General features: G+C 33.9%; 19 protein-coding genes. 1 reads left to right on the top strand and 18 read right to left on the bottom strand.

Going from position 1 to position 13,051, the window contains the following annotated elements; translation table 11 throughout:
• The first annotated feature begins 387 nt into the window (after nucleotides 1-387).
• Nucleotides 388-543, top strand: coding sequence for a hypothetical protein (locus JI747_RS13265; RefSeq protein ID WP_225689374.1), 156 nt, complete (start codon nucleotides 388-390; stop codon nucleotides 541-543).
• On the opposite strand, the gene JI747_RS13260 is transcribed toward JI747_RS13265, so the two are convergent.
• From JI747_RS13260 to JI747_RS13175, 18 genes are all read right to left on the bottom strand, one after another.
• Nucleotides 540-1,190: a J domain-containing protein gene (locus JI747_RS13260; protein ID WP_225689373.1), complete on the bottom strand. Its 651-nt coding sequence runs from the start codon at nucleotides 1,188-1,190 to the stop codon at nucleotides 540-542. The two genes, JI747_RS13265 and JI747_RS13260, sit on opposite strands and share 4 nt — an antisense overlap.
• Before the next feature lie 458 nt (nucleotides 1,191-1,648).
• A complete protein-coding gene (locus tag JI747_RS13255; protein WP_225689372.1) occupies nucleotides 1,649-1,921 on the bottom strand; it encodes a hypothetical protein in 273 nt (90 codons plus the stop codon).
• 84 nt (nucleotides 1,922-2,005) lie between these two features.
• Nucleotides 2,006-2,347, bottom strand: a complete 342-nt coding sequence (locus JI747_RS13250) for a hypothetical protein (RefSeq protein ID WP_225689371.1) — start codon at nucleotides 2,345-2,347, stop codon at nucleotides 2,006-2,008.
• A 13-nt stretch (nucleotides 2,348-2,360) separates the two neighbouring features.
• Complete coding sequence (locus tag JI747_RS13245; RefSeq protein WP_225689370.1) at nucleotides 2,361-2,915, bottom strand: RNA polymerase sigma factor; 555 nt, start codon at nucleotides 2,913-2,915, stop codon at nucleotides 2,361-2,363.
• A gap of 357 nt (nucleotides 2,916-3,272) precedes the next feature.
• Nucleotides 3,273-5,276 (bottom strand): S9 family peptidase, encoded by a 2,004-nt coding sequence (locus JI747_RS13240; protein WP_225689369.1) that lies wholly within the window; start codon nucleotides 5,274-5,276, stop codon nucleotides 3,273-3,275.
• Between the two features lie 171 nt (nucleotides 5,277-5,447).
• The gene (locus JI747_RS13235; protein WP_225689368.1) at nucleotides 5,448-5,912 is read right to left on the bottom strand and encodes a DoxX family protein; all 465 of its coding nucleotides are present in this window, start codon (nucleotides 5,910-5,912) and stop codon (nucleotides 5,448-5,450) included.
• Nucleotides 5,913-5,952: 40 nt separating this feature from the next.
• The gene (locus JI747_RS13230) at nucleotides 5,953-6,396 is read right to left on the bottom strand and encodes an SRPBCC family protein (protein WP_225689367.1); all 444 of its coding nucleotides are present in this window, start codon (nucleotides 6,394-6,396) and stop codon (nucleotides 5,953-5,955) included.
• Nucleotides 6,397-6,423: 27 nt separating this feature from the next.
• Complete coding sequence (locus tag JI747_RS13225; RefSeq protein ID WP_225689366.1) at nucleotides 6,424-6,852, bottom strand: SRPBCC domain-containing protein; 429 nt, start codon at nucleotides 6,850-6,852, stop codon at nucleotides 6,424-6,426.
• 102 nt (nucleotides 6,853-6,954) lie between these two features.
• Nucleotides 6,955-7,821, bottom strand: a complete 867-nt coding sequence (locus JI747_RS13220; protein WP_225689365.1) for a VOC family protein — start codon at nucleotides 7,819-7,821, stop codon at nucleotides 6,955-6,957.
• A gap of 103 nt (nucleotides 7,822-7,924) precedes the next feature.
• On the bottom strand, nucleotides 7,925-8,164 hold the full coding sequence (locus JI747_RS13215) for a helix-hairpin-helix domain-containing protein (protein WP_225689364.1): 240 nt from the start codon (nucleotides 8,162-8,164) through the stop codon (nucleotides 7,925-7,927).
• 34 nt (nucleotides 8,165-8,198) lie between these two features.
• Nucleotides 8,199-8,612, bottom strand: coding sequence for an SRPBCC family protein (locus JI747_RS13210; protein ID WP_225689363.1), 414 nt, complete (start codon nucleotides 8,610-8,612; stop codon nucleotides 8,199-8,201).
• 78 nt (nucleotides 8,613-8,690) lie between these two features.
• Nucleotides 8,691-9,122, bottom strand: coding sequence for a VOC family protein (locus tag JI747_RS13205; protein ID WP_225689362.1), 432 nt, complete (start codon nucleotides 9,120-9,122; stop codon nucleotides 8,691-8,693).
• 291 nt (nucleotides 9,123-9,413) lie between these two features.
• Nucleotides 9,414-10,187 carry an alpha/beta fold hydrolase gene (locus JI747_RS13200; protein WP_225689361.1) on the bottom strand — a complete coding sequence of 258 codons (774 nt, stop codon included), beginning with the start codon at nucleotides 10,185-10,187 and terminating at the stop codon, nucleotides 9,414-9,416.
• 3 nt (nucleotides 10,188-10,190) lie between these two features.
• Complete coding sequence (locus tag JI747_RS13195; protein ID WP_225689360.1) at nucleotides 10,191-10,715, bottom strand: DinB family protein; 525 nt, start codon at nucleotides 10,713-10,715, stop codon at nucleotides 10,191-10,193.
• 97 nt (nucleotides 10,716-10,812) lie between these two features.
• Nucleotides 10,813-11,265, bottom strand: a complete 453-nt coding sequence (locus tag JI747_RS13190) for a hypothetical protein (RefSeq protein WP_225689359.1) — start codon at nucleotides 11,263-11,265, stop codon at nucleotides 10,813-10,815.
• 108 nt (nucleotides 11,266-11,373) lie between these two features.
• Nucleotides 11,374-11,781, bottom strand: a complete 408-nt coding sequence (locus JI747_RS13185) for a VOC family protein (protein ID WP_225689358.1) — start codon at nucleotides 11,779-11,781, stop codon at nucleotides 11,374-11,376.
• A 41-nt stretch (nucleotides 11,782-11,822) separates the two neighbouring features.
• A complete protein-coding gene (locus tag JI747_RS13180) occupies nucleotides 11,823-12,233 on the bottom strand; it encodes a VOC family protein (protein WP_225689357.1) in 411 nt (136 codons plus the stop codon).
• 77 nt (nucleotides 12,234-12,310) lie between these two features.
• Nucleotides 12,311-12,901 (bottom strand): Crp/Fnr family transcriptional regulator, encoded by a 591-nt coding sequence (locus JI747_RS13175; protein ID WP_225689356.1) that lies wholly within the window; start codon nucleotides 12,899-12,901, stop codon nucleotides 12,311-12,313.
• Between the last annotated feature and the right edge of the window lie 150 nt (nucleotides 12,902-13,051).

Below are 13,051 nucleotides of genomic sequence, written 5' to 3'. Positions count from 1 at the left end.
TATTAGATTTTGTTTGTAAAAAAGATGGGTAAAATTACGAATTTTTAGAAAATTGTACAAGTAAGTTGAAAACACAAATAATTTGAATAATTAATCTATCTTATTCAATATTAGCACTATTTCATTATTGTTAAAATCATAAAAACAGTTAAAATATGTATTAATATTAAATTAACGTTAATTTTAAAAACTTCAAATTTTTGTAAAAAGAAGAGATTTTACTTGAAAATTTCATTTTTACCACTCACTTTAGATTTTAGGAGATTATTTTTCATTTTCCTCATTCAAAAGTCATCATAAAAATCATTTAAACAATTAAAAACCAATACAGTAATATTTTAACAAATTTTATTATCTGTATTTATTCTAAATTAATATATTTGCACCATGAATATGATTGTCCCTTTCAAAATTGCACCTTTGGCTCCTGCTTTTTCTATGACTCCTGAAGAAATGTATTGTGGCGATAAGAAATCCTGCTGCAAGAAATTCAAAAAAGGGAAAAGATGTAAAAAGTGTCCGGGAAATAAGAAATTAGCTTAATTGCTAAAACTTTTTATTAAGAAATAAATCGCAACTATTAATAACAGAATACCTGCGACTATTCTCGCTATTTTTGGCTGCCCATGCGGATTGGCAACTGTTCTTGGTTGTGACTTGAATAATTCTTCCGCTTTATCTTTGAATTTTTCAGTAGGAGTTTCGAAAACCTCAGTAATGGTTATTCCCTGAACTGCCGTTTTATGCAACAACGAATTGGTTGCGTGAAGTAAGATCTGGAATTTTCCGTCCTTAAATTCCGTTATCTTAAAAACTCTTTCTCCATAAGGTTTTTCCAGTCCAAAAGGTAATACTTTTACTACATCAGCATTTTGTGTCTGCCAATTGATGATAATCTCCTCTCCTTTTTTCGCATGAATTTTATTGGCTGTAAAAGTCTTTATCGAAGGAGGAATATTGTATCTGAAGCTTTTTTGATGACTTTCTAAATTCTGATCGTAAGAATGTCTTCTGCTTTTGTCGCTCAACGTCTCGTAAGCTTCCTGAATTTCACGAAAACGGTCGGCAAAGAAATCATCGTTTTCATTTTTATCAGGATGATATTTTAAAGATAATTTTCTATAAGCTTTTTTGATGTCCTCTTCTGAAGCATCATGAGAAATCCCGAGAAAATAATAGTAATCTTTCATTGAACTCTACAAAAATAAGGATTTTTGTTATTGTGAGCAAAGAGACATAATCTGTTTTTAATTCCATTTCCTTTTCATTTGGAAAGTGAAATATCTATTTTTTTAACGCAAAGTCCGTAAAGGTTTTCTTTGAAATGATTGGGGTATTTTTTGATCGCAATGGCGTTTCACTCAGCTAAGGGATATAGTTTCTATAAAATGTTTTAAAATTCCCCTTCCTTGAAGGGCTGGATTTTTGCGAAGCAAAAAGACGGGGTAGTTTATATATGTATTACAAACAAAGTAAAATTACTTAACAAAATTTAAAACCATCCCCGTCAAAAATTCTTTGAATTTTCGCCACCCCTCATTGGAGGGGAATTTACGATTGCAGATGGTCATGTATAAAAAAAGTTCCGGCTCGGGAAGCGAAGCTTCCCGAGCCGGAACTAACAATTTCAATTTAGCTACTTTCTATTTTATGCTTCCACAATATCTTCTTTTCTTTCAAAACCTCTGTGGTGGCATCTTGAAGCAAACTCTTTCTTGAATTTTCCTTTCAATTCCTGATATTGCTCTTCATTCATTTCTCTGATCTTATCTGCCAATCCGAAAGGAGATTTTTCTTTGATTCCGTATTCTTCAAAAATACCTTTTACAAATCTTTTTCTTTGGATCGCTTTTTTTGCGATGATAGCAACTCCGGCAACGGCTAATGCTCCCAAAGCTCCTTTTAATACTGAATTTTTCATTTTTTCAAAATTTTAAATTTTACTACTTTCTTTTTTATATAGACGAATCAATTTTAATTTTACTTTACTACTTCTAAAATTTAATTATTCGTTTGTTCTGTTATGTCTGTTGAAGAAACCGCCTTCGCATTTATTTCTCCAGACTTCTTTGAATTTTTCTCTTTCTTCAGGAGACAGATGCATCATTTTCTCTCTCATTTTTCTTTCCTTAAAGTCTTTCATTCCTTTTCCGAAATGGAAACCTCCGAAAAGTATTTTACTTAAAATCAATATTCCCATTGCCTGCCAATACGTTATCGATTTCACTCCTAAAATATCGGGAAGAAGGCAATTCCACAGCGCCATGACGATCCATGTCACTCCTAAAAAAATCAACGGGGGGCATAGTATTAAAAAAATCCACCCTTTTTTATGTTTATGATTCATATCTTTCTTTTTACTAACTATTTAAATCTTCGTATAATTTTCTCAATCTGTTTCTCAAATGCTTTACGGCATAGTTTTTACGACTGATAATTGTTTTTATGTTTTCGCCATGTTCATCGGCAATTTCCTGGAGGGTTTTGTCGTTGAGTTCATTTTCTACGTAGACCAACCTTTGTTTTTCGGGTAATTCTTCCAATGCTTCAAACAGCTTCTTCCAGATTTCATCCTGAAACATTTTCACTTCCGGTCCTGCACTTTCATCCATCAGTAAAATATCTTTGATGGAAAAATCTCCGTCTTCATCTTCATAGACAAAATCTTCTAAATTTTCGGTTTTCTTTTTACGGTATTTATCCGTGATTTTATTAGCCGTCACTCTGTACAGCCAACCACCCACATTCACAATCTCAGACAAATTGGTGAGACTACTGAACTGATACCACACCTCCTGCAGAATATCTTCCGCATCCTCCGTATTTTTCACTTTCGGGCGAATGTAAGACATCAGCTTTCCTCCGTACTTTGAAACGGTTTGCGAGATGATATTTTCCTTCTCCTTCTGTGGCATTGTTACTTTTTCGACAACCTCCATATTGCTATGACGATTGAAATTTTTGTTTTACTTTAATAAATTTAAAATATTTTTTGGAATTTTCAATTTTTCTTTTATTCATCGGATTTTGTAGACTTCTTGATTTAACCACAAAAGTCACAAAAGATTTAGGTAAAATCTTTAAAGTTGATCTTTAGACTGAAAAAAGAACATATAAGCTTTTAAAAATCTCTGATTTTTATTCTTTTGAGAGCTTTTATTATCTCATTAATAGATTTATAAATATCTTTTGTGGTTGATTTAAATTGTTTAAAAAACAAAAACGGAAAGTAAAAAATCACCTCCCGTTCATTAATTATAAAAATATCAGTTTTACTTTTTCAAATTCTCAGCAAAGAAACCAAGCATCGATTTATAAAAATCCAGTCTGTTTTGTTCTTTTCCGAATCCGTGTCCTTCATCATATTTTACCATATACGGAACTTCAAAGCCTTTACTTCTCAATCCTTTTACAATTTGGTCAGATTCATTGATATTCACTCTTGGATCATTCGCTCCCTGAACCACAAATAGTGGCTTTTTAATTTTATCGATCTGGAAAACAGGAGAAACTTCTTTCGCAATTTTTGCTTCTTCAGGATTGTCAAGATCATACCAGATCTGCTTCACCATTTCTTTGTAAGGTTTCCAGTATTCAGGGAATGAATCGAAAAAGGTAAAGATATTGGAAACTCCAACGTAATCAACTCCACAAGAATATAAATCCGGAGTTTTAATTAAACCCATTAAAGTAGCATAACCGCCATGGCTTCCTCCATAAATAGCCACTTTATCTTTATCTACCCAACCTTGCTGAATGGCATATTTTACCCCGTCTTCTACATCATCCATTGCTTTTCTTCCGATCTGTTTGTAGCCTGAAGTCTGGAATTCTTTTCCGTATCCTCCGGAGATTCTGAAGTTCACCTGTAAAGTTGCATATCCCCTGCTTGCAAACAGTTGTGTTTCAGGATTGAATCCCCAATTGTCTCTGATTCCCTGCGGACCACCGTGAGGATTTACAATTAGTGGCACTTTTTGATCTTGTAAAGCTGCTTTTGGCAGTGTAATATACCCATGAATTGTCAATCCATCATGGCTTTTAAATTCAATCGGTCTCATTTCTGCCATATCTTCTTCTTTCAGCTGCGGCATCAGATCGAAAAGAAGTTTTAAACTTTTTGATTTGGTATCATATTCATAGTATTTTCCGTAAAGCTTGTCGCTGCTTACAACTACCAGAAGTTTATTTTCATTATCATCTGAGGAAACAACATAATATTGTTTGTCTCCAAATTCTGATTTCAGCTTTGCATATACTTCTTTGTAAAAATTACTTACAGGAATCACCTCATCTTTAATTCCATTATAATTAATATAATCCAGTTCGTAATTTCTGTTTTTTTCAGCAGTACTTATTGAACTTACATCAAATGTCGGATTTGAATAGACTTCTTTGATGATCGCATTTTTCTTCAGATCATACAAAACAATTCTTGCTTTATCACTGTCTAAATTGGTTACTACATAAGCCTCATCTTTATTTTTGGAATTATAATTAAAGCCAATCACACTGAAAGTATCTTTCCAGTCGGTTGATTTTAAAAGATTGAACTTTCCGGTCTGTAAGTCTTTATAATATGTTTTTGTGGTCAAACCGTTTTCAAGCACAGTATATCCTCTCAGATTTCCGTCTTTATCGAAAATATAGTCATCAATAGGACTTTTAGCATCTTTATTTTCATATAGCTGCGTCATTTCTCCTGTCTTGAAATTGATTTTATACGGTTCAAAAATCTGCTTATTGTTTTTATTCATCGTCACAACAACATAGTCAGTATCTTTAATTAATCTTATAGTTCCTAAAGTAATTCCTTCAAAAGGTGTCAAATCTTTAAGGTTTTTACCGTCAATATCCGCCGCGTACAAATGAATATTTTCATTTCCTCCTTTATCCTGAGTATAGAAAAGACGGCTTTTATTGAGCCAGCCATAACTTCTTATAAGGTCTTCTTTTTCAACAAGGGCTTTTGTGATTTTCCCGGATTTTAAATCTTTTACATACACATGATTTTTCATGTCTTTATCCTTCTCTTTGTACGAAAGGTATTGTCCGTCTGGGGAAATTTTAAATTGTGAAGCTTTAGGTCTTGCAAAATAATCTTCAACTTTATATTTAAAGTTTCCTTTATCGTAAGAGATCAATTTTTCTAAAGTCGCTTTGGAAGATACCAAAGTGGGATCGCCCGGTAATTTTGCCGACGAGCTTTGTGCATGGATCATAATCGTAGATATTACAATGTGAGCGGTGGTTAAGATTTTGTGATTGAGGTTCATAACTTATATTTTGGTTAGGTTTGTGACATTCATTTCATATAAAATAAACATTTAATAATAAGACACTTAAACCTTCCAAAAAGTTACATCATTTTTCAAATACTTGTGAAAAAATTCAATATAAAAACCCGAAATTTAATTTCCGGGTTCTAAATTATTGTACATTTTTCTTTAAATCCAGGTGAGATAAATTCCAAAATACCAGGTCCAAGCGATTAAAATAAGCTGCATCGGAATTCTTTCTTGATATAAATAATTCATTCCGGGACCAGTGTAATTGGCCTTGAAAATATTGATCTTTTTCTTTGAGGAATTGATATTGGCTACGAAAACCAACACATAGAATATAATCAGCAAAATGGCTGTAATTTCACGAATGGAAGGAATCATCAATCCGACTCCGGCTGCAATTTCAATAATTCCGGTAAAGTACACCCAAAACATTTTGGCTGGAATAAAATCCGGAATCATCATGGCCATTCCCTTCTGAAATTTAAAATGAGAAAGTCCTGTAAATATTATAAAAACAGCCATTCCCAAATTTCCTGAAAATAAAAAATTCCAGCTTCCTTGAAAAATTTTAGTTCCCAACAAAGCCAGAATAAAAGTTGCGAAAAGGATTACTAATAATTTCATTCTTTTTTCTATTTTCGAAAAGTTAAAGGATCATATTCTTTTATTTATTTTCTGCAAGCTCTTTTACAATTTCCAATCCTTTTGTAAAGCCTGTATTCATGTGATCCTGCCATTCTTTTTCCACCTGAACTTCTGTATGAAGTTTCGTTTTTCCATCAAAATCAATCAGAATATATTTCTCAAAACAACCACTCCATTCTTTCACTTCTTTGCTTTCAGTATCTTCGTTTCCGTCTTTATCCACCATTCCCAAATGTTTAAAAATGATCTGGTCAGGTTTTTCAATATTATCAATGGTAGAAACCATTCCTGCGCCTTCTGCACTTAAAAAATAGGTATTCCCTCCTACTTTCCAGTCAGATTTCATGATACATCCGGGAGCAAAAAATTTTGTCCATTCACTGTACGTTTCTGTACCCCAAAGTATATCCCAAACTTTCTCTTTCGAGGCATCGATTATTTTTTCGTAAGATAAAGTTTCCATATGGTAAATTTTAATGATTTTACATTTTTAAAGCTGGTTTTCAGAGAGATTCTTCACAATCCCCAATGCTTTTGGAAATTTTTCCTCAAAGAAACCCTTGAACTCTGCCGGTGTCTGAATTTCACTTTTCAGTTTTGTTCCTTCCTCATTTTCTTCCAGAATATAAGCTTCTGTTGCTTCTCCCCAATCCTGAGGTGCTTCTACTCCACTATAAATTTCTCCAAGATGTAAAAATTTGATTTCCTTTCCGGGAATGCTTTTTTCTACACGGCTAAACATTCCGTTGTTATTAGGATCTAAGAATTTTATGGTATTCCCCTCTTCTAATGTTCCCTGATAAAAAGAACCTTCCGTAAAAGCTGTTGTCCACTGTCTATACGAAATATCATCCCAAAGTACACTCCACACTTTTTCTGGAGAAGCGTTTATCTGTATTTCAAAAACCAGTTTTTCCATTACTTCAAATATTTTTTTAGATTAATTTAAAATCACTTTTCGTCATCCAACTCTTCCTATATCACATCAAACAATAAGCCGAAAAATGAAAATAAACCATCTTTAGGAATTATAGGCATTTTCTAAATCTGCAATACTGATTTTCTGCATTTTCATCATTGCCTGTACAACTTTCTGAGCTTTTGCCTGATCCGGATCGCTCATCAGCTGAATCAGTCTTTTAGGTACAATCTGCCAGCTAAAACCAAATGGATCTTTCAACCAGCCGCACATACTTTCTCTTCCCCCGTTAGAAGTCAGAGAGTTCCAGTATTTATCTGTTTGCTCCTGATCGTCGGTCATTATCACCATTGAAATTCCTTCATTGAAATCAAATGGATGGTCGTAAGAATTATCCATACAGAAGAAGTCATAGCCATCAATTTCAAAGTGGGCATGCTGAATATTTTCAGCGGGTTCCGGAGTTGGATGTCCTTCACTTCCTTCTCCGTATTTTAAAATATTACCTATTTTAGAATTAGGGAAAATGTTGGTGTATAATTGCATGGCCTCCATCGCTTTTCCATTGTTTTCATGAATGAACATTAATGTGGGAATAACTTTCTGATCGCTTGCTTTTTCTCCTAAGAAAATCTGCCAACTTACTCCATATTTATCCCGAATCCAGCCGTATTTCTTGCTCCATGTGTAAGAATCTAAAGGCATTAAAGCCATTCCGCCGTCAAGCAGCTGATCCCAATATTTTTGAACTTCAGCTTCAGTTTCGCAAATAACCATAAAAGAAACGGAGGCATTTTTTGTAAAATGAGGTCCGCCATTTAAAAGCATTAATTTTTGTCCGAAAATCTCTATATTCATTACAACAGGAGTATCTGCTGTAATTTTTCCGTCAAAAACTTTACAGTAGAAATCGGCAGATTCTTTGGCTTCTCCGTCGTACCAAAGACACGGAAAAATATCGTTATTCATATCGTTTTAATTTAGAAAGTCATTGACAAAGCGAAGCAAATCGAGTGCAAATAGCATCAAAAGATTCTTCCTTCGTCAGAATGACAGTATGTGTTACTATTTTTTAATTATTTTTAAAAGAAACATTATTTTCTTTCATATAATTCTTCAGTTTTCCCATGGTATTCTTCCCGAAACCATGTAATTGCATGATTTCTTTTTCAGAATAGTCGGAAAGTTTTTCCAGAGAATCTATTTTTTCCTTTTCCAAGGCTCTTCTTGCAGGCATAGCAATAATTCCTCTCAGAAAATCATTTTCCACAACATGATTAACAACGCAAATAGAGGTCAAGCACTTCGCCATTATTATTAAGTTTATCATGATGATCAAAAGGTTTTTAGTGGTTTTCCACATATTTATGGAAGTTATTCAGAATCGCATACCAACCGTCTCTTTGCATTTCTACAGAGTTCTGTTTTTCCGGATCGAAGTTTATTTTAACATTCGTCGTATTTTCATCAATTGTATCAAAAACCACTTCTACATTTCTTCCGTCTTCCATGTGGTATTTTATTTTTTCGTTAGGAATCACTTCATCATAAACGCCTTCGAAATCAAATCCGAAACTTCCGTCTTTCGCTTCCATTCTGTTTTTGAATTTTCCGCCCACTTTTAAATCATTTTCAGATCGTGGACATTGCCAGGATTCGTGGGCAAAATTCCATTTGGTGATGTGTTTCGGCTCGTTGTAATAGTCCCAAACCTTTTGTACCGGGGATAAAATAGTAATATCAATTTTAACAGGTTCCATATTTCATATTTTTTGTGGTGGAGAAAAAGGGCAACAAAAAAAATAGTTACCCTTCTATAATTTAGTTTAAAGATAAGGTTATTTTGTATATCCTTCGTTATAGTTTACCATCCAATGAACACCATATTTATCCTGAAAACTACCGAAATAGTCTCCCCAAAACTGGTCTTCAATCGGCATTTCTACATTTCCGCCTTCAGAAAGTCCTTTGAAAAGTCTGTCTGCTTCTTCCTTAGATTCAGGAAAAATTGAAACATAATTGTTGTTTCCAACATTCAGGTTCTGTCCGAAACTAGGGACAATATCTGATGCCATCAACAGATCTCCTCCAATTGGAAGAGCAATATGCATCACTCTGTTTTTTTCTTCGTCTGATAAATTTTCTGTTCCCGGAGCATTTCCCATTTTGTGAATTTCACCCAGAAATTCACCTCCAAAAACGGATTTGTAAAAGTTGAAAGCTTCTTCAGCTTTTCCATCAAAATTTAGGTAAGGATTTAATTTAGCCATGATTTCTATTTTTAAAAGTTTTTTAGTGATTGTTTGCAAAGTAATTGGGTTATTTTGCTCTCATGTTTTGTTCTCAACGCAAAGAGCGCAAAGGTTTTCTTTAAGTTTTTGAAAATATTTTTCGTTCGCAAAGGCGTTTCACTCAGCGAAGTATTGAAGGTTTCTTTTTCTTATTTTTTTGTTATTCTGACAAGGAAGAATCTTTTTTTGAATATCAGGGATTCTTCACTACACTTTGTTTTTGTTCAGGATGACAGTATGAGGGTGTTATTTTATATATAATTATAATGTTTAATTTAAAAATTTCTCAACTTCACTTACAGTAAAATCAATTAATTTTACGTCTACATTTCCTCCAAAATCTGCCATCATATAAGAACCGTGAGTCGCGGGAAGAATCATCAGTTTAGAGCCTTCCACCATACGCCACATTTCAACAGTATGTTCTGGTTTTATAACATCTTTATCTCCTGAAATAAATAAAGTAGGCGATTTTATTCCTTTCAAAATATCTTCGCTCCAGTCTTTAAAAGTCTGCATTCTCCTACTGTCTTTATCAAACATATTTTCAAGGGCAGAAAAGTCAGGATTTAAGTTCAGAAAATTAATTTTCAAAGGTTCCGGCATTGAGTCTAAAGTTGCATCCATCATGCTTTCGAAAAAACCGTCCATCATTCCGCTTCTTTTGAAAAGTGCAGAGGCAACCACTAACTTTTCAACCATATCGGGATACAGATGAGCAATTTGCATTACCGTACTTCCGCCATTACTGAAACCCCAAAACGATGCTTTTTCTATATTAATTTCCTTTAAAAGAGCTGCTACATCTTGTGCATCCTGCTCGAAAGTCTCTGGAGTATCACGATGTTCGGTCATTCCGTGATTTTGCAGATCAATTCCGATTAACTGAAATTGATTTTCCAACCTTGAAACGATTTCTTTATAGTCGAACAGAAATGAAGAACCTCCTCCATGAATCAATACCAAAGGTTTTCCGGAACCATATATTTCGTAATACATTTTGATCCCGTTGACTTGTTTATACCCTTTTTCTACAGGATTCATGGCTTAATATTTTAAGTCTTTATCAAAATCGTATTTCATTCCTTCGTATCCGAGGATTCTCCGCATTAAGCCGATTTGTCCACACAGATAGTCTTCACGGCCAATACACATTCCCACGAAATTCAATACTGTTTCAGGAAAGAAATCGATGTTCATTCCCATAGGAAATGCTTTATCTAATTCTTCGTCTGTTGCTTCCAACAGTTTTTGATACACTAAAGGGGAGATTTTATGAAATTCTTCTTTCAATTCCTGTAAAGTCGGATACGTGAGGCTTTCATCTAAAGCCTTCCCCTGAAAGAAAAAGTCTTTATATTTAAACTCTTCGGTAAGCCCAAGAACAAATCCTAGTCCGTAACGCATATCCAGAAAGTTCCCCACCATCCAGATGATGTGATTAGTTCTTCCTTCGATTCTTTTTAAAGCGTCTTCTTCAGAAATTCCGTCAAGAACCAGCAAAAAAGTCTGACTGTGTCCTCTGTAAGCGGGAATTATGATTTCTAATTTTTTTGATATTAGTGTGTCCATTTTGTTTGATTTTTTATTAATTATTTAAAAAATTATCTCTTTCTGAATAAGGAATTATTTAGTAAAATGAGCTAGAAAAAAACCATTAGTTGTTGTCTTATTTGATTGCTCCCGGTTTTCCCAGAATCCTTCTTAAATATCCCAGTTGTCCGCTGTGATAAATTTCGTGAAAGCAAAGTGAGGCAATGTCTTTAATATGTTCAGAATTAAAGCTTTCTATCTCATTAAGCTTTGATTCTAATCTATCCTGAGTTTGTTTTAAATAGGATTTCAGCTCTTCAAAGGGAACAAATTCATCTTTTCTCTCTAAAGGAATTTCACCTCTGTTATAACATGAAAATTTTTCACTGTCCCAAACTGATTCTACACCTAAAATATTCAGTAAAGGGTTTCTGATGTAGATTAAGTGTCCTAGAACCCAGTTCAGGCAATTGGCTTCACCATTGGGAAAGACCATGGCTTCCTCGTTGATAATTCCTTCAATATTCATGGAGATTACTTTATAGTTACTTGAAATTTGAATTTTAATAATTTCAATATCGTTTTTCATATTTTTGGATTTGGATGTTTGATTGTTGTGGTTTTTCTCCCGCGGATTTTGCAGATGACGCAGATTTATAAGAATACTTTGATTCTTTTGCTTAATTATTGACCTAATTTATTCAGTCGGCAGTTGAGAAGGGTCTGCAAAAATAACATTCCAGCCGTGTCCGTTGATGTCCCAGAACGAATTCTGATACATCCAACCGTGATCCTGCGGTTCTTCATGTTGATACGCTCCGTTGGCCAGAGCAACGTTTACCACCTGATCTACTTCTTCACGACTGTCTAAACCGATCGCTACCAAAACCTGTGTTGTATCTCCTTTGGGAACCGGTCTTTCAGAAAACGTCTGGAAAAACTCCTCCGTTAAGAACATCACTTGAATATTGTCATTCAACATCACACAAACTGCTTTTTCATCGGTAATCTGCTCGTTGATCGAAAATCCGATATTAGTCCAGAATTCTTTAGTTTTTTGAATGTCTTTTACCGGAAGGTTTACATAAATTTGGTTGATTTTCATTGTATAATTTTTTAGTGTTAAACCTGAATCCAATATTTCTATTATTCTGTCGGAAGCTTAGACATATCTGCAAACATCACTTCCCACTGATGTCCGTTTAAATCTGAAAAAGCCTTTTGATACATCCAACCGTGATCTTGTGGTTCGCTGTATTTTGAACCTCCGTTTTCAATAGCAGTTTTTACCATATTATCAACTTCTTCACGGCTGTTCACTCCAATTGCAAGAAGTGTCTGAGTAGTCTCTCCCTTTGTAACCGGCCGGTCTGTAAACGTCTGAAAAAATTCTTCTTTTAAAAACATGGTATAAATATGATCTTCTTTCATAATTACGCATATTGCTTTTTCGTCCGAGAATTGTTCGTTAATTGAAAACCCCAGTTTCGTCCAGAATTCTCTCGTTTTCTGAACATCCTGTACCGGAAGGTTTACATAAATTTGGTTGATTTCCATTTTGTAATTTTTTAGTGTTAAACTTTTATTCAAAATTACCAAGTCGCCATGAAAGTCAACTTGCCATAAGGCAAGATTTAATTTTTATTTGGATGGGAAACCAATTCTTTACGAATACGGCTCAAAGAAGTATCTGTAACTCCCAGATAAGAAGCAATTTGCTTTAACGGAGCAAACTGTACCACATGAGGTTTCTGTTCTAATAAATTAAGGTAGCGTTTCGTTGCAGAAAGGGTAAACATTTCTACCGAACGTTGTTTGTAAACAAAAAGCTGCTGAGACATCCAGGCTCTTCCCCATTCTCTTAAGTTCGGAATTTTATGGAATAGTTCCTGAAAGGTTTCAAAATCAAATTTCCAACATTCGCAGTCTGTAATGCAGACAATATTTTCCTGTGTCGGAATTCTTTGAAACAATGAAGAGACTTCGATGATGATTTCATTTTCCACAAAAAAGTGTGTTGTCACTTCATTTCCGTTAAAGTCATTGACAAATGAACGAGCCAGCCCTTTCTCCAAAATATAGTATTCATTGGCTGTTTTTCCTTCTTCCAGAATAGAATCACCTTTCTGAAAAAAAACTTTTTCATGAGCCTGAAATATCTCATTAAGCTCTTCCTGCAGGAAAAACGGGAAATCATAACAGATTTCTAGGGCTTTATTACTCATCAAATTCAATGTTTTTGTAAGGTTTTAAAATTAGAATTTTTATCTGAGATGACGAAAATAATATTAAACGCAATAATAAATGCGACAAGCTAACAAAATACAACCATCTACATATGAATACTATAAACTATTTATAATAATTATAAATTA

Origin of the sequence: Chryseobacterium tagetis (assembly GCF_016735585.2) — a bacterium.
Lineage (GTDB): Bacteria > Bacteroidota > Bacteroidia > Flavobacteriales > Weeksellaceae > Chryseobacterium > Chryseobacterium tagetis.
The sequence above is the reverse complement of the archived record's forward strand: the minus strand, read 5'-3'. Positions and strand labels throughout refer to the sequence as shown.